The following is a 25,267-nucleotide window of genomic DNA, read 5'->3' as shown; positions in this document are numbered from 1 at the left end:
ACCATCATCCCCGAGAGCGTCGGCTCAGACGGTGGAAGGTGCCTTCCGGTGCACTCGACGCAGCGCCGCGAGCAACAGACCTGCCCCGATGAAACAGGCGAGCGCGTAGAGCGCGCCGGTGATCGGCGGGCCGTCGGGAAGCGCACTGACCCAGAACACCGCCATCCCGCCCAGGTAGACGGCCGGGTAGATCCGGACGAAGGCGGACAGCGGTTCATCAGGCCCTGGCGACCTCAGCTGCGACAACACGATCCAGCCACCGGCCAGCCACACCAGGGCCAGCTCGACGCCGAGAACCCAGGCCTGGGCGGTGGCGTTGCCGCTGAAGAAGCTCGACGGGATGCCCGCGATCGCCATGGTCGGCGGCGTGAGGACGCCCGCGAGCAGAACGCGCGGCACCAACGACCACCCGCGGCGCTCGCCGGCCAGGCGCACGACCAGATAGGTCATGGCCCCCAGCGAAACGGACGCGAACAGCAGCATGCTCGTCATCGGCACCGCCGCCAGCGCGGGGTGGTTGACGATGTGGTTGTCCGGGTTCCAGGCCCACCACCTCAGCTGTGGTCCGATCTGGTCGAAGACCTCGTAGAACACCTGGCAGGCGAAGGCGACGGCGACCGACCCCACGAGCGCGCCGCGGCGCAGGAAGACGCCGAGCGACCGCACCAGCTCGTAGGCGAGCTGACTGATCACCGGGTAGAACGCGATGATGTAGAGCGGCAACCTGTCCCACATGAACTGCACGGTGAACTGGTTGTGGGCGAAGATGAAACCGTAGATCTCGTTGAGTCCGAACCACTCCGGGAAGTACAGCGGTGGTTCGATCACCGCGAGGTACACCAGCGACGTCCACCACAGCGCCAGGTTGATCGGATCGCCGTTGCGGTAGCGGCGCCATGCGTGCACCAGGGCGAAAACGGCGCCGCCGATGATGAGCAGCTCGAGCAGCGGCATCGTCCAGTGCGCGAGATCCCACGGAAACCGCACGGAGACCACGGGTGAGACGTCGTGGCAGTCGAAGCCGAGGCCGCGGGTGACGGCTTCCGCCTCCGGCCCGCACACGGCGCTCATCGCGCGGAAACCGTTGCCGCGGCACCGTTCGGCGAGTAGTCCGTGGCCGGCGGCTCCGCCTGGGGATCGAACCCGAAGGGAATCCGCTGCCTTCCCAGCGCTTTCCGGATCCGGTAGCGCACGAGCGCCGCGATCACCCTCGGGTTCCGCATCATCTCGCCCAGCGACTCGTCCATGTTGAACACCTTCGCGAAGTGCTCGTCGACCACCTCGTACTCACGCGCCGCACCGACGATGAGACTGAAAGCCGGGCCGGACACGGCCGCCAGCACGCGACGCCACCACTCCGGCACCTTCTCGGTACCCACCGCGCACTCGTAGCCCTGGTCCCTCGCCATGGCCAGCGACCAGGGCACGGTGAGGGATTTGCGTTGCGCCAGGAGGAACCTGGCGTGGAACTCCGCGTCGAGGCGTTGCGCGCGGGACAGGTGCTCGCGCAGCAACAGCGCGGACATCGCCGCGGAACTGATCCCCTGTGCGTAGAACGGGTTGAACGCGCAGATCGAGTCGCCGACGAAGACCAGACCAGGTGTGCTCAAGCGGTCGTAGCGCCGCCACTTGTTGCCCGTCGACCGGGTCAGGTGCACCTCCGAGGTAGGTGAACACCGGTCCATCGCGGCCGCGAACAACGGCGTCCGCACCCGGCGCGCCGACTCGACGAACGCCTCGGTGGTGCGAGGCATGTCGATGCCCCACGAGCCCATGCAGGCGATGACGCGGTTCCCCTCGACGGGGAAGAAGTTCACCAGGAACTCGTGCTCGGCGGGGTGCTCCCCCTTGTCCGGGGTCGGCATGATCACCAGGTGCCGCCACCACCACGAGGCCGGCCGCTCGGCCGGTGAGGGCAGCTCGTACCAGCGCGAGGTGTAGGTGACCTTGGCGTCGAGCGTGCGCACCTCGGGTTCTGGCCATCCGGCGGCCACGAGCCAGCCGCTGACCGAGGACCCGCGCCCCATCGCGTCCACCACGAGGTCGGCGTCGAGGTGCTCGTCGCCGGCGGACGTGGACAGGCCGACCCCGGTGACCACCCCGTCCCGCGTGGTGAGGCCGTGCACCGAGACGCCCTCGCGGATGGTCGTGTTGGGCAGAGCCCGAACGGCGTCGCGCAACACGCGTTCGATGAGGATCCGCGATCCGTAGATCATCGTCATCGCCCCGCGCTTGCGCGCCGACCAGCCCTCCCCGTCGAGGTAGGCGGCGTCCAGCGACGGCATCAGGTGCAACCCGCCCGCGGCGATGAGCTCGTCCTCGAATCCGGGGAACAGCGCCCCGATCGAGCGCCGTCCCGAGTTCAGCAGGAAGTGCGGGTGCTTGCTCTGAGGCACACCACGGCGGTGCTCCGCGGAGGCCGGGAGCTCGTCGCGTTCCAGCACCACCACCTGGTCGAAGTGCGGGGCGAGCGCCCCGGCGGCGCACAGACCAGCGGTGCTGCCACCCAGTACGACGGCGGTTCTGCCCAGCGTCACGCGGACCACCCCTCGTCATTCATACAATCAGGACTCGAATGTATGAATGACGAGGGGTGGCGTCAATCCGGCTTACGGGCTACGGCTGCCGGGCGTGCACGGTTTCGCGGTCCGAACTGGTCGCCGTCGGTGCGGTGCGGGGCCAGGTCCAGGCGTACCGCAGGACGAGGACGAGAAGGACCACTTCCAGTGCGATGCCGAGGCCGTAGAAGTACGTCCAGGTCTCCCCCACCACGTTGAACGCCGCGTAGGGGATCTGCACCGAGGCCACGACGAGGTTCGTGATGCGGTTCGCCCTGGCCGGCAGCGTCATCGACAGCACGATCATGAGGATCGGGATCGCCATGAGCACGAGGAAGGTGGTCAGCAACGTCTGGCTGACGTCGAACTCCCAGACGACGCCGACCTCGATGTCGTCGATCACGCCGGGCTTGAAGAAGGCGATGATGTCCACGTAGGCGTACAGGAACATCACGCTCGTCCACGCCGCGGCGAGCTTGGCTCTCACCGGGATCCGCGGGTCTTCCAGGGCGGTCTTGGTGGGGTGACGTGTACTCATCGCAGGCTCCGTTGTCGTGGTGAGGACCGGTAGGCGCCCACGATCGCCGAGCCCGGCGACGGGCACATCGCCGTCGAGGCCGGAGCTGACCTGGCCGTTGGTAGAGGCGGCGTCTCGTTCTTTCGGTTGGTCCCCTGCGCCTCGGCGGTCCCTAGGCTGCGTTCGTGACCACCAACGCCCTGACCTCGCTGTGGACCGAGCCCCGTGCTCCGGACGCTCCCGCACGGGTGTCGCGCGACTGGGTGCTGGTCGGGGCGTTGATGGTGACGGCGCTGCTCGAGGGAGTCCTCCGCGACGACGTCGCCTGGCGGCCGTTGGCGACGATCGTGGCGGTCGGACTCGCGCCGCTGCTGCTGTGGCGGCGCACCCACCCGTTGGCCTGTGTCGTGGTGGCCTTCGGCACCGCGACGGCGTTGGCGCTGGCGAACCTGCTGGGCGGTGCCCCGAGCGTGGGCCTTGACACGATGGTCTACGTCCTGGTGCTGCTGTACGCGCTGGTCCGCTGGGGCTCGGGGCGCGAGATCGTGATCGGGCTGGCGGTGGTGGCGGTCGCGGCCGGAATCGGCACGGTCGCCGACCACGCCGGGCCGGCCGACGTCTTCGGAGCGTTCGCCGTCCTGACGGCGTCGGCGGCGGCCGGAGCGGCGTTCCGCTACCGCGCCGAGAGCTGGCGGCGGGCGTTGGACCAGAGCCGCAGCGAGGAGCGGGTCGGCCTCGCGCGCGTGCTGCACGACATCGTCGCCCACCACGTCTCGGCGATCGCCGTGCAGGCGCAGGCGGGCCGGGCGATGGCAGGGCAGCGACCTGAAGCGGCGCTCGAGGCGCTGGCGGTCATCGAAGGGGAAGCGTCGCGGACGCTGGCGGAGATGCGGACGATGGTCAGGGTGCTGCGCGACGGAGCGCCGGCGGAGTACGCCCCGCAGCCCGGCGTCGCCGACCTGGTGTCCCTCGCCCGGCGCGCCCCTGTCCCGGTCGTCGACGTGGAGTTGCCGGACGACCTGGACGAGCTTCCGTCCCAGGTCGACGCGGCGGTCTACCGGCTGGCGCAGGAGGCGCTGACCAACGCCCTGCAGCACGCCCGCAACGCCTCGCGGGTGGAGATCCGCGTCGTGGAGGGCGCGGGAACGTTGCGGCTGCGCGTGATCGACGACGGACAGGTCGATCCTGCACGGTCGGTGAACCACGGCTTCGGGCTGCTCGGGATGACCGAGCGGGTGCAGCTGCTCGGCGGCACGCTGCGTGCCGGGCCCGCGCCCGAACGCGGGTGGTCGGTCGACGCCGAACTGCCGACGACGGTAGGCCGCCCAGAGCCGGTCAGTTCAACTTCATCTGCCGGCGCAGCACGCGGTCGAGGAGCCGGTCGGGAACGATCCGGCTGAGCGGGACCACCATGGCCGCGTCAGGACCGACGGTGTAGCGCGTGCGCGGCTTCCGCGCGGCGATGGCCCGTGAGATCACCGCGGCGGCGCGCTCGGGCTCGACACCGTCCCTGGCGAACGCCTCGACCTGACGCAGGAATGCGGCCATGAGCTTGTCGTAGCGGCCGTGCTGCTCTGGTGTCATGCCTTCCGACAGCCGGGTGGCGGTGGCGATCCCGCTCTCGGTCATGTTCGTGCGGACCGCGCCAGGGGTGATGACCACGACCTCGACCCCGAACTCCGCCACCTCTCGGCGCAAGGCGTCGCTGACCGCCTCCATGGCGAACTTCGCGGCGGCGTACGGACCGAAGCTCGGCATGGCGACCCGGCCCGCGACCGATCCGATGTTGATGACGCGGCCGGTGCCGGCGAGAATCGCCGGCAGCAATGCGCGAGTCACCGCGATCTGACCGAAGACGCTGACGTCGAACTGCCGCCGCCACTCCTTGAGCTCCAGCGTCTCCACCGGAGCGTTGATCGCGATACCGGCGTTGTTGACGAGCGCGCGCAAGCGCCGCCCGTCGCCGGCCACCCGCTCCCCCAGTGCGGCCACGTGGTCGTCGTTGGTGATGTCGAGGATGAGCGGTTCGACGTTGACGGCGGCCAGACGTTCGGCGTCCTCCTGTCGGCGCACACCCGCGAGGACGTGGAGGCCGTCCAAGGCCAGCCGCTGCGCGGTCGCTCGGCCGATGCCGGTCGAAGCGCCGGTCACCACCACCAGTTCAGAAGGCCTCGTCATGTTCTTGTCCCTTGCTGCCGCGTTCCGTCGGTTCACGACTCCAAGGTCCACTGTGGAAGGAGGTGCCGACAGCCACGGATCGTCCTGGTACAGCCAGTACCACGACGCGGCCGGCGCGGTGCGGGACACTGCGGGGATGAACGACCTCGGCAATGCCGTTCGTGCGTGGCGGACCCGCCTCGATCCTCAGGCGGTCGGGCTCACGCAGAACTCGCCGCGCCGTGCTCCCGGACTGCGACGCGAGGAACTCGCCGTCCTGGCAGGCATCTCGATCGAGTACGTGATCCGCATCGAACAGGGCCGAGCCGCCACACCGTCGGCACAGGTGTGTCTCGCCTTGGCACGAGCGCTGCAACTGTCCGATGAGGAGCAAGCCCACCTCATGCGCCTGGCCGGTCACCACTCGGACGCCGGCCGCATTCCGCGGCTGATCCCGGGAAGCGTGCACCGGATCATGGACCAGCTCTCCGGGCACCCGCTGTCGGTCTACGACGCCACCTGGCAGCTGCTGCACTGGAACCGGCTGTTCGCGGCGACCTTCGGCGACCCCAGCGCCGTGCCCGTCGAGCACCGCAACATGCTGCTGCTCCAGTTCGAGGGCCCGCCGACCCGCGCGAGGTACACGCCGGCGGAGCGTTCCGCGTTCGAGAGGTCGCTGGTGGCCGATCTGCGTGCCACCACGAGCCGGTACCCCGACGAGAAGGAGCTCCAGGCGTTGATCGTGCGACTGGAGCGCAGCGCACGTTTCCGTGAGCTGTGGGCTCAGGGTCTGGTCGCGACACACCAGAGCGGGCACAAGATCGTCGAGCACCCGGAGGTCGGAGACGTCGACCTGGACTCCGATACCCTCACCACACAGGGCTCGAATCTCCGCGTGGTCGTGTACACGCCTCGGCCGGGCACGGACGCGCGGAGCAAACTGGATCTGCTGGCGGCGATCGGCGTCCAGGAGCTCTCACCGCGACCTGATCAGCGCCGCGTTTGAGCCGGCCGCTGCCGTGGTACCGACCAGAACCATTGCTGTCCCGTTTCGGAGGGTGCTCATGCAGATCCAGGTCAACACCGACCACAACGTCCACGGTGGCGAACGACTGGCCACCTATGTGACCACCGACCTGGAAAGCAGCCTGTCCCGGTTCAGCGGATGGTTGACCCGCGTGGAGGTGCACCTCAGCGAGGACGCGGGCGGCAAGCCGGAGGACAAGAAGTGCGTCATCGAGGCGCGGCCCGGAGGCAAGCAGCCGGTCGCGGTCACCCACCACGCGACCACCGTGGACGACGCGTACGCCGGGGCGGCGCAGAAGCTGGGACGGGTGTTGGACTCCCGGTACTCCCGCGCCCACGACCACAAGGGCAGTGACAGCATCCGGCACATGCCCGCTCCGGAGGACCCGGAGCTGGTCGGCGTGGTCGAGGACGAGCCTCGGAGCTGATCGAGGCGACGCGGCGCTGCAGGCCTCATCGGTCGGGCGACGGTCGAGGATCACCAGCGTGGTCCAGCGACACCAGTCGAGGTGTCCGTTCTAGGGTGGACGGATGAAGGTTCTGTCCATCCAGTCGGTCGTCGCCCACGGCCACGTCGGCAACTCCGCCGCCGTGTTCCCGCTGCAGCGCCTCGGGGTCGAGGTCGTCCCGATCCCCACGGTGAACTTCTCCAACCACACCGGGTACGGCGCGTGGCGCGGTCCGCTCCTGCCGCCGTCGGACGTGGCCGAGATCCTGCTCGGGGTGGAGGAACGCGGGGTGTTCCCGCAGGTCGACGCCGTGCTGTCCGGCTACCAGGGCGGCACGGGCATCGCCGATGTGATCATCGACGCGGTGCGCAGGGTGAAGGCCGCGAACCCGGCGGCGCTCTACGCGTGCGACCCGGTGATGGGCAACGCCAAGTCCGGCTGCTTCGTCGCGCCCGAGATCCCCGTGCTGCTGCGCGACAGGGTCGTGCCGGTGGCCGACATCATCACCCCGAACCAGTTCGAGCTGGGCTTCCTCACCGGCACCGAGCCGGCGAGCGTCGAGGAGACGCTGGCGTCGGCCGACCTCGCCCGCGCGATGGGCCCGTCGACCGTGCTGGTCACGAGCGTGGAGCGGCCCGACCGGGAGGAGGGCACGATCGAGATGCTCGTCGTGGACACCGCCGGGTCGTGGCTCGTGACCACCCCGCACCTGCCGTTCAAGGCGAACGGGTCCGGCGACGTCACGGCCGCGCTGTTCACCGCCCACTACGTCCAGACCAACGACGCGGCGCTGGCGCTGGAGCGCACCGCGTCGAGCGTATTCGACCTGATCGACCTGACCCACCGCTCCGGTGAGCGCGAACTGCGGCTGGTGCAGGCCCAGGAGTTCTACGCCACGCCGCGGATGCAGTTCAAGGCCGAGCAGGTGCGCTGAGCACGAGTTCCCACACGATCAGCCGATCGCCCCGTCGTCCGCTCATGCCGAGCTGAGGATGTCGACGCACGGGGTCGATCGGTTGGTCACGGGCGCTGCTTCTTGCCGCGACGCCCAACGCCGAAGAACGAGAATCGTGACCGGGCAGGACTCTCCGAACCTGGAAGGTTGACCGCACCGACGATACCCAGCTGGATCAGGCTGCCGTGGACGGTGCCGGTGTAGACGTTGTACACATTCTTCGCCGTGGGACCGAACAGCACCTCGGGCCAGAGAGCGTCGAGCAGCACGGAGAACGCGCCACCATCGTCATAGGCTGCCTTGAGGCCGTTCGCCAGTTCCCCCGCGAGGTGGATCGCGTCGGACTCGTCTCCCGCGCGAGCCGCGTCCAGCGCATCGCCCAGGCCGGGCACCGCACGGACCGCTTTCTCCAGCTGCGCCAGAGCTGTGAGGTCCGGCTCCTCCTCGGAAGCGATGAGTGCGGCGGCAACGGACAACATCCACATGTCCACCATGGTCGATCCCCCCAAGAGACACTGCGCCACAGGTCAAACAGTTGGAGAACACTAACACCCACGTGGTCGGACACGATGATCCTTCCAGCCTCAAGAGGATGTGCTGCCGACGGCGCGACCGACCGCATGGCGCCCGTATGAAACGCGTCGGGACGGACATCCGCTCATGCCACTGATCGTGTGCCGAGCAGAGACGCGCTCATGCCGATGAGCGGACGATGTGGGTGCTCGGTTCGCGTTCAGGAGTCCAGGCCGAGCACCAGCTGCGGGGCCGGGATGGTGTGGTCGTCGCGGACAGGCCGCACCGCCGTCCCCACAGCGAAGAACTCCGTGACGTGACCGGACCAACTGTGGTTGTGCTGCAACAACTGCACGCCGACGATGCCCTCCGCCCCGAGCGCCGCCGCCTCCGCCTGCATCCGTTCCATGGCGAGTTCCCTGGCCGTGTAGAGGCCTTGGGTGAACGCGGGCAGCTCGGCGTTGCGGCCCACGTTCCTCGTGACGGCACCGATCTTCCGATGCGCGACGTGGTAGACGCACGTGCCCATCACCAGGCCGGACGGCGCGTACCCGGCCTGCAGCAACGTCCAGAAGTCCTGCCCTGACAGGTCCGAGGTGAACGGCTTTCCCGCGTGGTTGCGCCAGTTCCCGCCGTCCTCCGCCTTCACCGCGGTGCCGATCGCGCTGAACTCGGCGACGTGCGTCCCCCACTCCTTGAGCTCGACCTTGAGCCGCACACCGACGATGCCGTCCGCGCCGAGCACCTCCGCCTCGGCCTGCATGCGGGTCATCGCGAGCTCCCGCGCGTGGTACATCGCCTGCGAGAGCACGTCGAGCTCCTGGTTGGCGTTCCAGCGCCGGAACTGCGTGCCCACGTGGTAGATCGACACGCCGAGCACCAGCCCCAGCGGCCGGAAACCCGCCTGCCGCACCAGCAGGAACTCGTTGACCGACAGGTCGGACGTGAAGATCCCCTTGCCTCCGGGCTGGAGCTGGCGGAGTCTCTTCATCGCCTCGGTGGACAGCTCGACGCTCATCGGGTTCCCCCTTCGTGCAACGGCATGATGGCCATCGGCGGGCGCGAGACCAGCCGGAACCGCGCGATCGCCGTGCCGACGATCAGCACCCGCGCTTCGACGTCGGTGCCGTGTTCACCGCTTCCGCACTCCTCGTTGCCGACCCAGGTGCTCATGTCCTGGACGACGACTTCCTCCGCGCTCTGGCGAAGCGCATCGTCGTGGAACGCGCGCCGTGCGGTCACCATCGCGTGGGCGAGTGTGTCGGTGTGCTCGGGTTGTTCGTCTACCTGCGGAAGTCTCCTGCCGAGGTGGCCGCGGACCGTGGCCGGCCCGACCACGACTCCCGCCGGCACCCATCCCGCGGCCATGAGAACAGCGAACTCCCCGGCCTCGACATGTGCGGTGAACGGCAGTGCCGGGTGCATTTCGCCGTCCGCGCGCACAGCCGTGCCCGATGCGGTGAACTCGACCAGGCGCCCCAGCTTCTGCTGTGCCAGGCGCACGCCGATCACGCCGTCGCCGCCCAAGACCCCGCAGTGCTCCCTCAACCGGGCGAGTGCCGACGTCCAGCCCTGGTACCGCAGCGCGCCCGCGGCCGTGTCGGGGTAGACCTCGAAGCCGTCGCGGTTCCGCCCGCACCGCGGCCGCGGAGCCCTCGCTTCGAACACCGAGGTGCCGCTTGCCGGGCCGAGCGGGGTGAAGCCGACCGGCCTCAGTGCCGCGATCTCCTTCACGGCAGATCCGGCAACGTGATGCGGCGCAACAGTTCCGCGGCCTCGGCGTGGTGCGCGGCGTACGACGTCAACGCGCCCGCGAGCTCACGGGACCACGCGTCGATCCTGACCTCCGAGGTGCTCAGCACGATACCGCGCGACTCGTGGACGATCTGCGCACCCACCTCGGCGCCGACCGCCTCCCTGCGCAACGTGAACCGGCGGTCCCCCACCCGCACGGTCACGGCGAGCACCGCGCCGTTGCCCCGCCGCAGCACACCGTTCTTCCGCCGTACCTCGACCATGTCCGGCGGCAACGCCTCGGACAGCGTGTTCACCATGAAGCCCGCGTACAGCGCCAGGTCTGCACTGCAGGCCCGCAGGCCAGCTGCGAGCGTTTCCACGTCCAAGTCCGGCAACCTGCCCCCCAAGCGCGGATCGATGTCCCCAGATCGTATCCATCACCACGCCACTGGAGACATCACCCAGTAGCCGCAGGCGTGGTGGCCGAAGCGGACACCGCGCCGGGCGACGTGAACACCTCGCTCGCACTCTCACGAACATCCACTCATGCCGCAGCGGGTGTGATCGAGTAGCTGACACATGAGGCTTCGCCTGTCCTCGAGGTATGACTCAACCGGATGCGTCGTCTCTTGATGTTGTGTTGCGGTTAGCGGCTTCCGCCTTCCTCGGCCGCTACACCGGTGTCTCGCGGGTGCACTCGGAGTCGGATCTGCGTTTGTTCTTCGCCTGGTGCGCCGAACGTGATCTCCCACCGCTGGCCGCCCAGCGAGCGCAGATCGAGTTGTACGTGCGCTGGATGCAGGAAGTGCGCCGGTTCAAGCCCTCCACGGTCTCGCGTCGCATGGCTGTCGTGACCGGGTTCTACCGGACCTGTGTGATCGACACGGTGCTCGAGCACTCACCCGCCGACTACGTCCGCCGGCCACGAGTCCCTAATGAATCACCCGTACTCGGGCTGTCGCACCTGCAGTTCGAGGCGCTGCTCGCGGCCGCACGCGAGTCGACAAACCAGTTCGACTTTGCGTTGATCGCGATGCTTGGACTGTTAGGCCTGCGCATCTCCGAAGCCACCCGCGCCGATGCCGACGATCTCGGCGAAGAACACGGCCACCGTGTGCTGCTTGTGCACGGCAAAGGCGGCAAGGAGACCCTCGTGCCTCTGCCTCCCGCGGTCGGACGGGCCATCGACCGCGCCGTTGACAACCGTTCCGCGGGGCCGATCCTGCTTAACCTGCGCGCCAGGCGAATGGATCGACACTGCGCCACTCGCCGGCTACGAAGGCTGGCCGAGGCCGCCATCGTGCGGCTGCCTCCACTGCATCCACACCTACTCCGGCATACCTATGTCACCACCATGCTCGACGCCGGAGTCGACCTCCGCGACGTCCAAATCGCCGCCCGGCACGCCGACCCACGCACCACCATGCGATACGACCGCGCCCGCAAGAACCTCGACCGCCACCCCAACTACATCCTCGCCGCCTACATGGCCTCAGCCACCTGACAACGCACCCGCAACGAACCGAGTCTTCATGTCGCAGGCGCCCACGATGGCGGCCACACTGGCAAAACCAGGAAGGAGTGACCGAGGATGATCGTCCGAGGATGAGCAACGGATCGCCGCGACTCTCCTGCGCGGGCTACGGCTCTCCGCTGCGGATCGAGACCAGCACTTCCGACGCGAATGGACATCCGTCCAGATCGACCTCGGCCCCTACGGCGTCACCACAGTGGCCCTGTCCGCCTCGTTCTGGCGAACCTGCACAGAACTGCGAAGCGCAGACGTAGGCCACTGGCTTATCACCCAACAGCTTGCGCCGTGGCCGAAGGGGGCACCCCCGCACCTCAACCTCGAACACCTCGGAGACGCCCGATTCCGGCTCACCCACCCAAGCTAGACACGCGCTAGACGAACATCCGACCATGCCGATGAGCGGACATTCACCGGAACCAGGCACCATCGTCTCAGCCGTCAAGCTGAGTCCTGATGCTCGCTCCATTCGCAGGTTGGGTGGACGGGAACTGGCGGTGCGCGATCTTGATCCAGTCAGACTCGAACCGGTTGTCCGTGATGCTGCGGAACGCCGTGGCAGCCGCTTCCGGAGATGGAGGCCTCCTTGCGGACTTGCCCCGCCTCAAGAGGCTTGACATGAAGACCGCGAGGTTCTTCATGGCGACGTACTCTGCGGCCCCGGAGAAGTGCCAGGGCAGTTTGCGGTTGCGCCGCATCGATTTGCGAAGCTGCTGGAACGCCTGCCGCAGCGAGCCGAGCGCCTCGACGTCGGAGTCGGAGAGGATTCGCTCCGCGCATACCTTGGTCAGCAGGGCCTCGATGCCACCCTCCATGACGGACGCCCGTTCGAGCAACGCCCAGACCACCCCGTCGGGAGGCTCGGCGGCGTGTACATCTTCGTTGGCCGCATTCCAGATCTTCCACACGGCGAAAAACTCGCCGTAGAGCCGTTGAAAGTCTTGTGCAGCGGCGAGATCCAGTTCCCGGGCCTTCTTCACCCGGTCCCATCTGTCAGTGACGCGGGTGGTCACCAGCCATCCGCCGGCGAGAGTCAGCAGCACTCCCACCAGTGGGACGGCCGCAGAAGGCAACATGTGACATGTGGTCGCTGTTCGCGATCAGAGCGTTACTTGGACCAGGCGGACGCGATGTGGCGAGGGCATCGATGTCCACTACTGCCGATGAGCGGGCGTACTCGTACATTGTCCTGCTGCGGCCGGTGCTTCTCTGCTCGGATCAGCGCGCGGGCTTTCTTCCAACTGTGGGCGGTGGTGTGGGATGCCAGGTGTTGCAATGATGAGGCTCAGAGGCGTCGCCTGCCGAGCGGATATTCCAGGTGACTAGTACTTGGTTCCCTATCTCATCCGACTTGTGGATCCATCGAAGTGGGCCTGCGCGGTAGGAGTAACGCTGCCCTGCGGGTAGACGAAAAACGAGTACGAGTTTGTGGCTAACCGGACGTTCTGTGGTTCGCGGCTGCGGACCGTGTCGGTTATCTGGTGCGTTGGGGTGGGTCGTGGCCGTTGGGCGCAGTGCGCGGTGGGTGTGGGTGGGGCGGGTTGTTTTTGGTGTGATCGTGGCCGGGTTGGTGGTGTACCTGTTCGTGGTCGGCTTGGACAAGGCAGACAAGGTGGGCAGCAGCATCGGTGGTGTCTTGGCGTTGGTCGCACTGGGTACGCCGTATCTGCTGCCGCGGTCACGAGAAGAGGACCCGATGTTGGAGCACACTCAGGCCAGCGAGATCGTGGTCGAGGATTCTGGGGACGCCAACGCCACAGGGGGCGGTGAAGCGAACACCGGTGCGCAGGCCGTCGAGGGTGCCATGGGCGCCGTGCGGGTGACCGGGTCGGGCAACGCGACCGCGGATGGGCCGGGTTCGGTGGCCAACACCGGCGCTCAGGGGATTCCTCGTTCGTGACCGCCCACCATCCCCAGTCTGCCAGGGCACGTGACGTGGACGCGCAGAACACCGGTGATGCCACAGCTGATCACGGTGGTGTGGCGAACTCTGGCGTAATCCGCGATGTGCACGTCCATCATCACCAGTCGCGCCGACCGGTCGTGACCTTGCCTCATCGGGCTGGTGTCACGCCGCTTCCGGCGGCGTCTTTTCAGGACCGCGAGGAGACGACACGTCTGCTGGTACAGGCGTTGGACCGCGGGGACGCGGCGGTGCTGACCGGTCAGTCGCGGGTGCACACCGGTGTGGTGTCGGGGTTGGGCGGGGTCGGCAAGACACAGGTCGCGCTGGACTATGCCCAGCGGCTGTGGACCGCAGGCGAGGTGGAGTTGTGGGTGTGGGTGACGGCGGGGTCGCGGGAGGCGGTCGTGTCCAGCTACGCCCGCCTGGCCGCGGACCTCACCGGTGTCGAGGATGCCGATCCCGAGGATGGTGCGCGGCGCCTGGTGGAATGGCTGTCCGCGGCGTCGGTTCGGTGGCTGGTCGTGCTCGACGATGTGCAGAACCCCGCTGATCTGCGTGGGCTGTGGCCGCCTGCTTCGGCCGGTGGCCGGGTGGTGGTGACGACCCGGCGTCGTGATGCCGCGTTGCGTGGGCACGGCCGGTGCCTGGTCGAGGTCGATGTGTTCACTGGGCAGGAGGCCGAGGCGTACTTGCGGTCGGCGCTGGCGGATCAGCCGCATCTGGCGTCTGGTGCGGCTGAGTTGGCTGTCAGGCTGGGTTGTTTGCCTCTGGCGTTGGCGCAGGCTGCCGCTTTCATGCTGGACCGTGGTCTGTCCTGCTCCGATTATCACGCCCGCTGGGCGAGCCGCCGGCGGAGCCTGGTGTCGTTGCTGCCCGAACTGGACGGGCTGCCAGACGAGCACCGCGCCACGGTGGCCACCACATGGTCGCTGTCGGTGGAGCAAGCCAACCGGCTGGAACCCGTGGGGATCGCGGGGATATTGCTGGAGGTCGCCAGCGTGCTCGATCCCAACGGCATCCCCGCCGACCTCTTCACATCCCCGCCGATCACCGACCTGCTCGCGAGCGGCACCGGAGGTGAGGTGGACGCCGAGCGGGCCAGCGATGGGTTGAGGTGTCTGCATCGGCTCAACCTGATCACCCTGAACCAGGGGACGGTGTCTGCGGCGGTGCGAGTGCACGCGCTGGTGCAACGCGCCACTCGTGACACGCTGCCCGCCCTGCGGCTTGCTGAAGTGACGTCCGCGGCGGCGGACGCACTCATGCACATCTGGCCGGAGACCGAACGCGACACCGCGCTCGGACAGGTACTGCGCGCCAACACCGATGCTCTCGCCGAGGTGGCCGGCGAGCACCTGTGGACGCCCGACGGACATGCCGTGTTGTTCCGCGTTGGGAGCAGTCTTGGCGGCAGCGGGTTGGTTGCCGAGGCACGGGACTACTTTCACCTGCTTCACACCACCGCCACACGGCGATTGGGGCCAGACCATCCCGACACCCTGACCACCCGCAGCAACCTCGCCCACTGGCGGGGTGCGGCGGGTGATCCCGCCGGCGCCGCCACCGCGTACGAGGAACTGCTCACCGACCATCTGCGGGTCCTGGGCCCCGACCACCCCGACACCCTGACCACCCGCAGCAACCTCGCCCGGTGGCGGGGTGAGGCGGGTGATCCCGCCGGCGCCGCCACCGCGTACGAGGAACTGCTCACCGACCGAATGCGGGTCCTGGGCCCCGACCACCCCCACACCCTGACCACCCGCAACAACCTCGCCCACTGGCGGGGTGAGGCGGGTGATCCCGCCGGCGCCGCCACCGCGTTCGACGAACTGCTCACCGACCGAATGCGGGTCCTGGGCCCCGACCACCCCGACACCCTGACCACCCGCAGCCAACTCGCCTACTGGCGGGGTGCGGCGGGTGATCCCGCCGGCGCCGCCACCGCGTACGAGGAACTGCTCACCGACCATCTGCGGGTCCTGGGCCCCGACCACCCCGACACCCTGGCCACCCGCAGCCAACTCGCATCTTGGCGGGGTGCGGCGGGTGATCCCGCCAGCGCCGCCACCGCGTACGAGGAACTGCTCACCGACCGAATGCGGGTCCTGGGCCCCGACCACCCCCACACCCTGGCCACCCGCAGCAACCTCGCCCGGTGGCGGGGTGAGGCGGGTGATCCCGCCGGCGCCGCCACCGCGTCCGAGGAACTGCTCACCGACCATCTGCGGGTCCTGGGCCCCGACCACCCCGACACCCTGACCACCCGCAGCAACCTCGCCCGGTGGCGGGGTGAGGCGGGTGATCCCGCCGGCGCCGCCACCGCGTACGAGGAACTGCTCACCGACCATCTGCGGGTCCTGGGCCCCGACCACCCCCACACCCTGACCACCCGCAACAACCTCGCCCGGTGGCGGGGCGTGGCGGGTGATCCCGCCGGCGCCGCCACCGCGTACGAGGAACTGCTCACCGACCATCTGCGGGTCCTAGGCCCCGACCACCCCCACACCCTGACCACCCGCAACAACCTCGCCCACTGGCGGGGCGTGGCGGGTGATCCCGCCAGCGCCGCCACCGCGTTCGACGAACTGCTCACCGACCGAATGCGGGTCCTGGGCCCCGACCACCCCCACACCCTGAACACCCGCAACAACCTCGCCCACTGGAAACAATTGGTCAGACGCACATCCGAGTGATGCACTCGACGCCACTTAGAAACCAACCGACGCAGCTCGCGTACGGCGCTGGCGGTCGAACGTACTCTCATGCCGCCGAGCGCGCTGGTGTCATCGAACGGCGGTTCAGGGTGATGTACGGATAGGGCTCCATAAGCCACCCGAGTGGCCGAGCTACCCCAACTCGTCCTCCAGACACCGGAACCCTTGATCGCGGACGCACTCGGCTCCACAGCAAGCACGTCACCCGAATCTGGGCCGACGCAGGTGGCGTCTGGAAGACCTACACCCCCGGCGATCACAGCAGGTGAGATTCACCGTGGATTACCAACTACTCGATCAATGAAGCCTGCCCGCCCCAAGGGCCAACTCGTGCGGGGCGGAGGAAGCGGAGAACGCCCGCGTCTACCCGCAACCGAAACGGACCATTCGCCTCGGCCAGGTCCAGCCCCGCCGCAGGCCCGTCATAGGATCCGGTCATGGCGAACCGTTCGTACCTGTACAGCACGGGAAACCGGCCGGAGTCCTATGAGGACCGGCCGGAGACGGTCTCCGGGTTGTCGGAATGGCCCTACGCCATCCCGTTCTCCTTCCTGGTGCTCCTGTCCGGCGATCCCCGGCTGTGCGCGTCCCTGATCGCCGACGGGTTCGACGGCGAGCCCCCGGAAAGCAGGACCACGCTGTACGCCATCAGCGGTGAGTTCGACGCCGGGTTCGCGCGGCTGACGAAGTTCGCCGCCGCCGTGCGCGCCGTGAGCGACGCCGAAAGCCTGCACGCCGCGCTCGCCGAAGCGGAGCGGTTCCTCCACGCGCACCGCGACCGGTACGTCCTGCTCGAGACCATCGAGCTCGACACCATGATCGAAAGCGGCGAGGACGAGCTGCGCGCGCTCATCGAAGGCCACCTCGACCTGTGCCGGGCGGCGGGCACGGCCATCGACGCGCTGCCCGACGACGCGGCGGCGGCCGGGGCCGTGCTCGCCGCGGCCGCGGCCCAGCGGTCGGCGCCGCCGCTGGACGCGTTCCACGGGCTCGTGCTGACCGACGACTTCGACAACACCCGTGACGACAAGACCGAAAACCCGATCGGCCTCAGCTGGTGGACCGACGTCCTCTACTTCGCGCTGTGGAACCGGGCGGAGTATGCGGCGAACCAGCCGAATCGGTAACCCGCGGCGGCCAGGACGGCCTCGGCGACGGCCTCGTGCCCAGCCGGGGTGAGGTGAGGTGAACGTCCCATCCCGTGACCGGGTTGCGGGTCACCCGGCCCGCGGCACGTCCACCGAGCTGACCGCCAGGGCCCCTCCCCCGAGTGCCGTGCCGATTCCACACCTGCCTGCCCGTGTAACGCGGGTTCTCAGGAATTGCCGCGACCGCGGTCACCACCCACCGCCCGCCGTTCCGGTGCGCGTTACGGCCAGGATCCGCACTCGGACATGGGGCGCCGCGGTCATTGAGCTCGCGGGCGATTGACGCCAGCGGACGACCACACCCACGCTCCCGGAACATCCACCGTACCCACGGGGCGGTCACGGGATCCGGCGCAAGGACCTGCACCCGCCGACCCCACCCGCCGTGGCGGGCATTCGAATGCGGGCACCGTCGACCAGGCGGTACCCGTAAGGCGGGCGAGCGCCGAGAAATCTGCCCTGCTGACTGGTCTGCGCCCGCATCGCCGCCAGCACACGCTGACGAGCACGGGCCACCTCCCGCTGAGCCTGCGCACCGAGCAACGCCATCAACGCCTGATGAACCGGGCTGTCCAACTCGACCGGACCGCCGGCCTCGGGTACCACACCGCGACACCCAACTCGTTCAGCCGCGAGACCACATCGCGGAACTGGTCACCGTAAAAAGCGCGCTCGTACTCACCGATCACCACCGCGTCGAACACACGATCCGACCGGGCCGCCGCGGCGAGCAACGCCGACGCCTCAGGACGCTCCCGCCACGACCAACGACGCGACCTCCCCACATCGAAGAACTCCACCACCACCGAGCCGACACCGTCGATCAACTCATCCGACACCGCACGCTGCCACGCTCGAGAGGTCTACGGGTCCTGAAACTCACTCGTCGACATCCGGCCATAGAACGCGAACCGCACACCTATCTCGGGCACCGGCATCGGCACTGGTCGGCGGTTTGTCACCACAGCCAGCAATTCGGCGTTCGTCAGCACGGTCATCATCAGCTCCTCAGGTCAGAGCCGAGACCGCAACGCCGCAGACGCGTGATGAGCCCCGGCCCCGGCTCATGTCCACCCGAACAGCGCAGTCCGCCACTTCCCATTGGCCAGCCAGTCGCCGTGTTGTTTGTCTGCAGTCCGGACTGCCCGTGCCTGGTGTTATCGAGTCTGCGGGTCAAGACGCAAGGCTGGCCGTCATGTGGATTGACCACGCGACCGGTCCCTGGACTCGCAACTACATCGTGCACCGCTAGACATCAAGGGGGTCCTGGCTTGGCGATCGCGACGTACAACAGCGCGAGTTCGACGTGGATGCTTGCTATCCCCACCTGCACAGACGTGTTTCTCGTCGGCACGCCAACCCCACACTCACGGTGGGCGGCTACGGCCTTGGACGCCGAGGTCTGCGAGCAGCGCACGTGGTCGAACGCTTCTTCAACCGGCTCAAGCAGTCTCATGACCTGGGCATCTCCTGACCGAGCACCTCGCGCATGAAGCCCACCAGCCAGTGCTGGGCCGGACTCCGCGCGTGCGGGTGCCGCGCGTACACCGACACCTGGGCGGGCTCGATCTCGAACGGCAGCTCGAACAGCCGGACCCGGTGCTCGGCCGCGAACATCTCCGCCACCAGCCTCGGCACCATCGCCACCAGCTCGCCGTCCTGCACCAGGTACGGCAGCGCCGCGAAGCGGGTCACCTCGAGTACCACGCGGTCAAGCAGGCCGTATGCCTCCAGCGCGCGGCGCGGGCCGTCGTGGCCGGTCGGGCCGACCACCGTCACATGGCGCTCAGCCGCCAGCCGGCCCGCAGACACAGCGGAGCCCAGTCGCGGGTGGTCCCGCGCCACCATCCCGACATAGCCCTCGGAGAACAGCGGGATGCGGGCGGCGCGCTGGGTGCTGATCAGCGAGGACGCGATGAACGCGTCGACCTCGCCGCGGCCGAGCTGGTCGGCTGCCCGGTCGACGTCCAAGGGCCGGACGGTCAGCGTCACCCGTGGTGCCCGCGACCGCAACGCCGCCATCAGGCGTGGCAGCAGCGACATCTCCCCCAGGTCCGACAGGCAGAGGGTGAACTCCGCCTGGGCCGTCGCCGGCGAGAACGACTTCGCGCCGCTGACCGCAGTCTCGATCTCCGACAGCGCGCTGTGCAGGGGCTCGTAGAGCGCACGAGCGGTCGTCGTGGGTACGAGGCCGCCGCCGGTTCGGCGGAACAGCTCGTCGGAGAACCGGCGCCGCAGCTTCTGCAGGCTGTAGCTGATCGTCGGCTGCGTGACGTGCAGGGACTCGGCCGTGGCGGTCACGCTGCGGGTTTCGTAGAGCAGCACGAACGTGCGCACGAGGTTCAAGTCGAAGTCCGGCATATCGATCCCATCGATGAAGCAGCGAGCCAACATTTATTGGAACACAGCCGCGCGGCTTCATAGGGTCGGTCCGATTTCGAGGAGGCCCCGCCCATGCCCACCGTTCGCCGGATCGCCCACGAATTCCTGGACCGCCGTGGCCTGACCACCATCTTCGGCAACCCCGGCTCCAACGAGCTGCCGTTCCTCGCAGGGTTGCCGGAGCACTTCCAGTACGTCCTCGGCCTGCACGAAGGCGCCGTCGTCGGGATGGCGGACGGCTACGCGCAGGTGACCGGCCGCCCGGTGCTGGTCAACCTGCACGCCGCCGCGGGCTCCGGCAACGCGATGGGCGCGCTCACCAACGCCGTCTACTCGCGTTCTCCCCTCGTGCTCACCGCCGGCCAGCAGGTCCGGACGGCGATCGGGATGGAGGCGATGCTCGCCAACGTCGACGCGACGCAGCTGATGCGGCCGCTGGTCGCCTGGTCCGGTGAGCCGAGCTGCGCCGAGGACGTCCCGAGGTCGCTCGCGCAGGCGGTCTTCGAGGCCGAGTTGCACCGCCGCCCGACCTACCTTTCGGTGCCCTACGACGACTGGGCCGCCGAACTGGCGGGGAGCACGATCCTCGACCGGGAGGTCCACAAGGGACTTGTCCCGAGCGGGGCCCAGCTCGACGCCCTCGTCGCGAGTGTCGCCGCGGCGAGAAACCCGGCGCTGGTCCTCGGCGGCGACATCGACGCCGCGGGGCTCTTCGACCGCGCCGTCGCGCTGGCCGAGCACCTCGGGCTGCCGACGTGGGTGGCGCCGTCACCGCACCGGCTCCCCTTCCCCAACCGGCACCCGCTCTTCCGCGGCGTGCTGCCCGCCGGCATCGCGTCGGTGTCGGCCGCGCTGACCGGGCACGACCTCGTGCTGGTGCTCGGCGCGCCGGTCTTCCGCTACCACCAGCACGTGCCCGGCGCGTACCTGCCCGAGGGCACCAGGCTGATCCAGGTCACCGACGACTTCGGCGCCGCCGCCCGCGCGCCGATGGGCGAGGCGCTGGTGGCCGACCCGGCGCCGGTGATCGAGGCGCTGCTGGCCGAGGTGCCCGCACGCGGTACTCCCGGCGATCACGTCGAGAACCCGGAGCCGAGGACCGGCGACACAGCGCTGCACCCGGAGCAGGTGTTCGCCGCCCTGCGCGACACCCAGGCCGCCGACACCCGCTACGTCGTCGAGTCGACGTCGACGAACTCGGCCTGGTGGCGGCAGATGGACCTGCGCCGCGAGGGCTCGTACTTCTTCCCGGCCGCGGGCGGGCTCGGCTTCGGTCTGCCCGCCGCGGTCGGCGTGGCGATGGGCAGCCCCGACCGGCCGGTGGTCGGCGTGATCGGCGACGGCTCGGCCAACTACGGCATCACGGCGTTGTGGACCGCCGCGCACTACCGCGTGCCGGTCACCTTCGTGATCCTGCGCAACGGCGTCTACGGCGCCCTGCAGTGGTTCGGCAAGCTGCTCGGGACGCCGGACGTGCCCGGCACGGAGATCCCCGGCATGGACTTCACCGCCATCGCGGCCGGCTACGGCGTCGAAGCCACCGCCGCCCGCGACGAAGACGACTTGCGCGCCCAGCTCAAGGCGACCGCGGACGGCCCACGGCTGATCCAGGTCGACACCGAAACGACCACACCGGAGTGATCATGACTTTGCTGGAGAGCGAGTTCCGCAACGGCAGCGGCGGGACCCACCGGGTCGTCGAGCCGGCCACCGGCAACGTGCTGGGAAGCGTGGGCGTCGCGACAGCGGGCGACGTCGCGGAAGCCGCCGCGGCCGCCGCGAAGGCGCAGCGCGACTGGGCACGGCGCAAGCCCGCCGAACGAGCCGCCGTGCTGCGCCGCGCCGGCGAGCTGTGGGAGACGCACGCGGCGGAGGTGCAGGACTGGATCGTCCGCGAAGCCGGTTCGACGCGGCCCAAGGCCGGGATCGAGACCGAGATGGCGGCGGGGATCTGCTTCGAGGCGGCGGCCCTGCCCACCCACCCGCTCGGCGAGGTGCTCAGCACCGGCGAACCCCGCTGGTCGCTGGCCCGGCGGACCCCTGCCGGCGTGGTCTCGGTGATCGCACCGTTCAACTTCCCGCTGATCCTGGCCATCCGCTCGGTCGCCCCTGCGCTCGCGCTCGGCAACGCCGTGCTGCTCAAGCCCGACCTGCGGACGGCCGTGTGCGGCGGGGTGAGCATCCTGCGCGTCTTCGAGGAGGCCGGGCTGCCAGAAGGCGTGCTGCACCTGCTGCCCGGTGACGCCGCCGTCGGTGCCGCGGTGGTCGACGCGCACGAGGTGTCAGTGGTGTCGTTCACCGGCTCGACCGCGGCCGGCCGGAAGGTCGGCGAAGCCGCCGCGCGCTCGCTCAAGCGCGTGCACCTGGAGCTGGGCGGCAACAACGCGCTCGTCGTGCTGCCGGGCGCCGACGTCGCCAAGGCGGCCTCCGCCGGCGCGTTCGGCTCGTTCCTGCACCAGGGCCAGATCTGCATGACCACCGGCCGCCACCTGGTCCACGAGTCCCAGGTGGACGACTACGTCGAAGCGCTCGCCGAGAAGGCGCGGCGGCTGCCGGTCGGGAACCCTGCCGCGGAGGACGTCGCGCTCGGCCCGATCATCGACGACCGCCAGCTCGCGCACGTCACCGACGTCGTCGACCGGAGCGTCGCGGCGGGCGCGCGGGTGCTCGCCGGAGGCAAGCCGGACGCGCCGTTCTACCCGCCGACCGTCCTCTTCGGACTCGACGACGCGAGCCCCGCCTGGCGCGAGGAGATCTTCGGTCCAGTGGCGCCGGTACGCGCCTACCGCGACCTCGACGAGGCCGCACGGCTGGTCAACGACTCCGAGTACGGCCTGTCGGTCGGCATCCTCGGCGACGTCGGCACGGCGATGAAGCTGGCCGAGGAGGTCCGCTCGGGGAAGGTGCACATCAACGAGCAGACCGTCGGCGACGAGCCGACCGCGCCCTTCGGCGGCGTCGGCGACTCCGGCAACGGCTCCCGCTTCGGCGGGGCGAAGGCCAACATCGAGGCCTTCACCGAGACGCAGTGGCTCACCGTCCGCGCGGACATCGCGAACTACCCGTTCTAGAGGAGCACGACGATGACAACGACGTCTCGTGGCACGTGGACGGCGATCCTCTGCTGGCTGACCGTCCTTCTCGAGGGATACGACCTGGTCGCGCTCGGCGCCAGCATCCCGACGTTGCTCCAGAGCGGCCACCTCGGCTTCACCGCGGCCGGCGCGACCGCGGTCGCCACGGTGTCGCTGATCGGCGTGGCCGTCGGCGCCGCCGGTCTCGGCCCGCTCACCGACCGGTTCGGCCGCCGCGCGCTGCTGATCGGCTCGGTTCTGCTGTTCTCGCTGTTCACCCTGGTGACGCCGCTCGCGCCGAACGTCGCGACGTTCGGCGTCTTCCGGTTCGTGGCCGGGCTCGGCCTCGGCGCGTGCATGCCGGTGGCGCTCACCATGATGTCGGAGAACCTGCCGGCCCGGCGGCGCGCCAGCGCGAGCACGTTCACCATGACCGGGTACCACGTCGGTGCGGTGCTGACGTCGGTCCTGGCGCTGTACGCCAAGGAGGACTGGCACCTGTTGTTCTACGGCGGCGGGATCGCCGGTCTGCTGGCCGTGCCGCTGATGTGGTGGAAGCTGCCCGAGTCCGCGGCCTACCTCGCGGCCCGCGAAGCGTCCGAGCGAGTGGGGATCAGGGACCTTCTCGGTCCCCGGTTCCGGCGGATCAGCATCGCTGTCTGGACGGGTTCGTTCATGGGGCTGCTGCTGGTCTACGGGCTCAACACCTGGCTGCCGCAACTGATGCGCACAGCGGGTTACCCGATCTCGACGTCGATCACGCTGCTGCTGGTGCTCAACATCGGCGCTGTGCTCGGACTGGTGCTGGCCGGGATCATCGCCGACCGGTTCGGCATCCGTCCGATCGCCCGGCTCTGGTTCGGTGCCGGGGCGGTCCTGCTGGCGGCGCTGAGCCTGAAGATCGGCAACGCGGTCGTGCTCAACACGGTCGTGCTGCTGACCGGCGTGTTCGTGTTCTCCGCACAGGTGCTCATCTACGGCTACGTCGCGCAGGCGTTCCCGGCGTCGGCTCGCGGTACCGCGCTCGGGCTGACGTCAGCGGTCGGCCGGCTGGGTTCGATCCTCGGCCCGTTCGTCACCGGGGCGCTGGTGACGGCAGGAATCGCCTACCCGTGGGGTTTCTGGTTCTTCGCCGTCGTGGCCGCGCTGGGTCTGGCCTCCTTGCTGCTGCTGCGCGGCGAGACGCCGGTCGAGGAGCCGTTGACGCCGGTGTCCGCCCGGTAACCGCGAAGGATCGGCCATCGGCGCATCCGGCCACGCCCGTGTGCGCGACCACAGGGACCAGCCCGCTCCGCTGATGCCCTCGACGCCACGGTTCAGCAGCCCGCCTCCGGGACGAGCACCGCGCGGGCGAGCTCTCGCGCCTGCCGGGGAGTGACCGCCGACAGCACCTTCCCGGCCGCCGCCCGGCACTTCTCGGCGGTGACGCTCTCCAGCTGAACTCCTACCTCGGGCGCCATGGACAGCGACGTGACTCCAGTCCGATGAGGACGGCGGCGAGCAGCGGATCGGCGGCTGCCTCGCCGCACACCCCGACGGGTTGCCGCGGACGCCGGCCGGCGTCCGCGGTCGTCGCCACCAGCCGCAGGACCGCCTGTTGCCAGGGATCGGTGAGGTGTGCGAGGTCCGCGGCCAGGCGGTCGGCGGCCATCGTGCACTGGGCGAGGTCGTTGGTGCCGATCGAGACGAAGTCGACGACCTCGAGGATCCGGGCGGCCGCCAGCACCTCGGCGTGGACCGCCGCCTGGGCTTCGACGTCGGGTCAGGTTCGATTTCCTCACGGTAGGCAGCGCGCCACAGCGCTCACGACATCGTGGTTCGCTGTGCGAGACAGCTCATCCGGCGCCGGGCACGACGGCTCCCGTGGCCAGAGCCGTGCGCAGGCGGCCGGTGATGACTCTCGCGGTGTCGAGGACCGCGGTCACCTCGGGGCGGGTGGGACGCTCGACGGTGTACGCGATCGAGACCGCGGCGACCGGGTGACCGGGAGCGGAGGTCACCGGAGCGGAGATGGTGGCCAGGCCTGGGATCACCTCTCCCGTCGTGGCGGCGTAGCCGGCCGCGCGCGCCTGGGCGACCTCAGGACGTTCGCCCTCCCTGGGCGGTTCGGCGGCGAGCATCGCGATGCCGGGAGAGCCCACCGTCAGCGGGTGGCGGTCACCGGGGGTGTACACGGCGCGGGAACGTGCGCTCTCCACCTCCACGGACACCAGCGTGACCGCCTCCTCGCCGTCGCGGACGACGAGAAACGCGGTCAGGCCGACCCTGGCGGCGAGTTTGGCGATCTCGGGTTTGGCGATCTGTTGGAGCACGGGCATGGCGCGGCGTCCGAGAGACTGCACGCGGCTGCCCAGCACGTATCCCTGCGGTGTGTGCACCACCAGCTGGTGGTCCTGCAGCGTGCGCAGCAGCCGGTACACGATGGAGCGGTGCAGGCGCATCTGCGCGGCGAGCTCGGCCAGCGAGAGCGGTACGCCGGGCATGGCGATCAGCTCGAGCAGCCGCAGCCCCCGGTCGAGCGTCTGCACCGACGGCCTGGGCGCGCGCTCACTCCGTCCGGCGGGGGCGATCTCATCGTCCGGTTGCGGCATCGGTCTACG

Annotated in this window: 27 protein-coding genes; 11 read left to right on the top strand and 16 right to left on the bottom strand. The window is 69.3% G+C overall.

The window, feature by feature from the left end:
* Positions 1-24: 24 nt before the first annotated feature.
* From ACSHWB_RS36000 to ACSHWB_RS35990, 3 genes are all read right to left on the bottom strand, one after another.
* A complete protein-coding gene (locus ACSHWB_RS36000) occupies positions 25-1,071 on the bottom strand; it encodes a hypothetical protein (protein ID WP_439657765.1) in 1,047 nt (348 codons plus the stop codon).
* Positions 1,068-2,537, bottom strand: a complete 1,470-nt coding sequence (locus tag ACSHWB_RS35995) for an NAD(P)/FAD-dependent oxidoreductase (protein ID WP_439657764.1) — start codon at positions 2,535-2,537, stop codon at positions 1,068-1,070. Before ACSHWB_RS35995 ends, ACSHWB_RS36000 begins: the two co-directional genes overlap by 4 nt.
* 79 nt (positions 2,538-2,616) lie before the next feature.
* Positions 2,617-3,096, bottom strand: a complete 480-nt coding sequence (locus ACSHWB_RS35990) for a DUF6326 family protein (RefSeq protein ID WP_439657763.1) — start codon at positions 3,094-3,096, stop codon at positions 2,617-2,619.
* Between the two features lie 164 nt (positions 3,097-3,260).
* Here ACSHWB_RS35990 and ACSHWB_RS35985 point away from each other — a divergent pair, with 164 nt between their 5' ends.
* Positions 3,261-4,475 carry a sensor histidine kinase gene (locus tag ACSHWB_RS35985; protein WP_439657762.1) on the top strand — a complete coding sequence of 405 codons (1,215 nt, stop codon included), beginning with the start codon at positions 3,261-3,263 and terminating at the stop codon, positions 4,473-4,475.
* Here ACSHWB_RS35985 and ACSHWB_RS35980 read toward each other — a convergent pair.
* Positions 4,411-5,253 carry an SDR family oxidoreductase gene (locus tag ACSHWB_RS35980; protein ID WP_439657761.1) on the bottom strand — a complete coding sequence of 281 codons (843 nt, stop codon included), beginning with the start codon at positions 5,251-5,253 and terminating at the stop codon, positions 4,411-4,413. The two genes, ACSHWB_RS35985 and ACSHWB_RS35980, sit on opposite strands and share 65 nt — an antisense overlap.
* Positions 5,254-5,305: 52 nt before the next feature.
* Here ACSHWB_RS35980 and ACSHWB_RS35975 point away from each other — a divergent pair, with 52 nt between their 5' ends.
* The 3 genes from ACSHWB_RS35975 (at position 5,306) to pdxY (ending at position 7,641) form a co-directional block, all read left to right on the top strand.
* On the top strand, positions 5,306-6,238 hold the full coding sequence (locus ACSHWB_RS35975; RefSeq protein WP_439657760.1) for an MmyB family transcriptional regulator: 933 nt from the start codon (positions 5,306-5,308) through the stop codon (positions 6,236-6,238).
* A 58-nt stretch (positions 6,239-6,296) separates the two neighbouring features.
* A complete protein-coding gene (locus ACSHWB_RS35970; protein WP_439657759.1) occupies positions 6,297-6,686 on the top strand; it encodes an HPF/RaiA family ribosome-associated protein in 390 nt (129 codons plus the stop codon).
* A 103-nt stretch (positions 6,687-6,789) separates the two neighbouring features.
* Positions 6,790-7,641 carry a pyridoxal kinase PdxY gene (pdxY, locus tag ACSHWB_RS35965; protein ID WP_439657758.1) on the top strand — a complete coding sequence of 284 codons (852 nt, stop codon included), beginning with the start codon at positions 6,790-6,792 and terminating at the stop codon, positions 7,639-7,641.
* Between the two features lie 86 nt (positions 7,642-7,727).
* On the opposite strand, the gene ACSHWB_RS35960 is transcribed toward pdxY, so the two are convergent.
* From ACSHWB_RS35960 to ACSHWB_RS35945, 4 genes are all read right to left on the bottom strand, one after another.
* Positions 7,728-8,156: a hypothetical protein gene (locus ACSHWB_RS35960; RefSeq protein ID WP_439657757.1), complete on the bottom strand. Its 429-nt coding sequence runs from the start codon at positions 8,154-8,156 to the stop codon at positions 7,728-7,730.
* 239 nt (positions 8,157-8,395) lie between these two features.
* Positions 8,396-9,193, bottom strand: a complete 798-nt coding sequence (locus tag ACSHWB_RS35955) for a heavy metal-binding domain-containing protein (RefSeq protein ID WP_439657756.1) — start codon at positions 9,191-9,193, stop codon at positions 8,396-8,398.
* Positions 9,190-9,909: a heavy metal-binding domain-containing protein gene (locus ACSHWB_RS35950; protein WP_439657755.1), complete on the bottom strand. Its 720-nt coding sequence runs from the start codon at positions 9,907-9,909 to the stop codon at positions 9,190-9,192. The genes ACSHWB_RS35955 and ACSHWB_RS35950 overlap by 4 nt, the downstream gene beginning before the upstream one ends.
* Entirely contained in the window at positions 9,906-10,292 is a 387-nt protein-coding gene (locus ACSHWB_RS35945) for a hypothetical protein (protein WP_439657754.1), read from the bottom strand. Before ACSHWB_RS35945 ends, ACSHWB_RS35950 begins: the two co-directional genes overlap by 4 nt.
* A 224-nt stretch (positions 10,293-10,516) precedes the next feature.
* Between ACSHWB_RS35945 and ACSHWB_RS35940 the strand changes: the two genes are divergently transcribed.
* A complete protein-coding gene (locus ACSHWB_RS35940) occupies positions 10,517-11,416 on the top strand; it encodes a tyrosine-type recombinase/integrase (RefSeq protein ID WP_439657753.1) in 900 nt (299 codons plus the stop codon).
* A gap of 461 nt (positions 11,417-11,877) precedes the next feature.
* Here the strand turns inward: ACSHWB_RS35940 and ACSHWB_RS35935 are convergent, their stop codons facing one another.
* Positions 11,878-12,492: a hypothetical protein gene (locus ACSHWB_RS35935; RefSeq protein WP_439657752.1), complete on the bottom strand. Its 615-nt coding sequence runs from the start codon at positions 12,490-12,492 to the stop codon at positions 11,878-11,880.
* A 509-nt stretch (positions 12,493-13,001) separates the two neighbouring features.
* Between ACSHWB_RS35935 and ACSHWB_RS35930 the strand changes: the two genes are divergently transcribed.
* From ACSHWB_RS35930 to ACSHWB_RS35920, 3 genes are all read left to right on the top strand, one after another.
* Positions 13,002-13,343 (top strand): hypothetical protein, encoded by a 342-nt coding sequence (locus ACSHWB_RS35930; RefSeq protein WP_439657751.1) that lies wholly within the window; start codon positions 13,002-13,004, stop codon positions 13,341-13,343.
* A gap of 143 nt (positions 13,344-13,486) precedes the next feature.
* The gene (locus ACSHWB_RS35925; RefSeq protein WP_439657750.1) at positions 13,487-16,042 is read left to right on the top strand and encodes a tetratricopeptide repeat protein; all 2,556 of its coding nucleotides are present in this window, start codon (positions 13,487-13,489) and stop codon (positions 16,040-16,042) included.
* 458 nt (positions 16,043-16,500) lie between these two features.
* Positions 16,501-17,190: a DUF7822 domain-containing protein gene (locus tag ACSHWB_RS35920; protein ID WP_439657749.1), complete on the top strand. Its 690-nt coding sequence runs from the start codon at positions 16,501-16,503 to the stop codon at positions 17,188-17,190.
* Here the strand turns inward: ACSHWB_RS35920 and ACSHWB_RS35915 are convergent.
* The 4 genes from ACSHWB_RS35915 to ACSHWB_RS35900 all read right to left on the bottom strand — a co-directional run bounded on the left by ACSHWB_RS35915 (position 17,114) and on the right by ACSHWB_RS35900 (position 19,572).
* Positions 17,114-17,530: a recombinase family protein gene (locus ACSHWB_RS35915; protein WP_439657748.1), complete on the bottom strand. Its 417-nt coding sequence runs from the start codon at positions 17,528-17,530 to the stop codon at positions 17,114-17,116. The two genes, ACSHWB_RS35920 and ACSHWB_RS35915, sit on opposite strands and share 77 nt — an antisense overlap.
* 229 nt (positions 17,531-17,759) lie before the next feature.
* Positions 17,760-18,050 carry a hypothetical protein gene (locus ACSHWB_RS35910; protein WP_439657747.1) on the bottom strand — a complete coding sequence of 97 codons (291 nt, stop codon included), beginning with the start codon at positions 18,048-18,050 and terminating at the stop codon, positions 17,760-17,762.
* Between the two features lie 24 nt (positions 18,051-18,074).
* Positions 18,075-18,212: a hypothetical protein gene (locus tag ACSHWB_RS35905; protein WP_439657746.1), complete on the bottom strand. Its 138-nt coding sequence runs from the start codon at positions 18,210-18,212 to the stop codon at positions 18,075-18,077.
* A gap of 451 nt (positions 18,213-18,663) precedes the next feature.
* Complete coding sequence (locus tag ACSHWB_RS35900) at positions 18,664-19,572, bottom strand: LysR family transcriptional regulator (RefSeq protein ID WP_439657745.1); 909 nt, start codon at positions 19,570-19,572, stop codon at positions 18,664-18,666.
* Between the two features lie 93 nt (positions 19,573-19,665).
* Between ACSHWB_RS35900 and mdlC the strand changes: the two genes are divergently transcribed.
* Genes mdlC through ACSHWB_RS35885 form a run of 3 tightly spaced genes read left to right on the top strand, consistent with a single transcriptional unit; the run spans position 19,666 to position 23,891 of the window.
* The gene (mdlC, locus tag ACSHWB_RS35895) at positions 19,666-21,234 is read left to right on the top strand and encodes a benzoylformate decarboxylase (protein WP_439657744.1); all 1,569 of its coding nucleotides are present in this window, start codon (positions 19,666-19,668) and stop codon (positions 21,232-21,234) included.
* Between the two features lie 2 nt (positions 21,235-21,236).
* Positions 21,237-22,664: a benzaldehyde dehydrogenase gene (locus tag ACSHWB_RS35890; protein WP_439657743.1), complete on the top strand. Its 1,428-nt coding sequence runs from the start codon at positions 21,237-21,239 to the stop codon at positions 22,662-22,664.
* 12 nt (positions 22,665-22,676) lie between these two features.
* Positions 22,677-23,891 (top strand): MFS transporter, encoded by a 1,215-nt coding sequence (locus ACSHWB_RS35885; RefSeq protein WP_439657742.1) that lies wholly within the window; start codon positions 22,677-22,679, stop codon positions 23,889-23,891.
* A gap of 92 nt (positions 23,892-23,983) precedes the next feature.
* On the opposite strand, the gene ACSHWB_RS35880 is transcribed toward ACSHWB_RS35885, so the two are convergent.
* From ACSHWB_RS35880 to ACSHWB_RS35870, 3 genes are all read right to left on the bottom strand, one after another.
* Positions 23,984-24,127 (bottom strand): hypothetical protein, encoded by a 144-nt coding sequence (locus ACSHWB_RS35880; RefSeq protein ID WP_439657741.1) that lies wholly within the window; start codon positions 24,125-24,127, stop codon positions 23,984-23,986.
* Entirely contained in the window at positions 24,112-24,393 is a 282-nt protein-coding gene (locus tag ACSHWB_RS35875) for a putative PEP-binding protein (RefSeq protein WP_439657740.1), read from the bottom strand. Before ACSHWB_RS35875 ends, ACSHWB_RS35880 begins: the two co-directional genes overlap by 16 nt.
* A gap of 109 nt (positions 24,394-24,502) precedes the next feature.
* Entirely contained in the window at positions 24,503-25,258 is a 756-nt protein-coding gene (locus ACSHWB_RS35870; protein ID WP_439657739.1) for an IclR family transcriptional regulator, read from the bottom strand.
* Positions 25,259-25,267 lie beyond the last annotated feature (9 nt).

Source organism: Lentzea sp. HUAS TT2 (assembly GCF_051853195.1).
In the GTDB taxonomy this organism is placed as follows: domain Bacteria; phylum Actinomycetota; class Actinomycetes; order Mycobacteriales; family Pseudonocardiaceae; genus Lentzea.
Note: the sequence above shows the minus strand (reverse complement) of the source record. Positions and strands in the feature narration are given on the sequence as shown.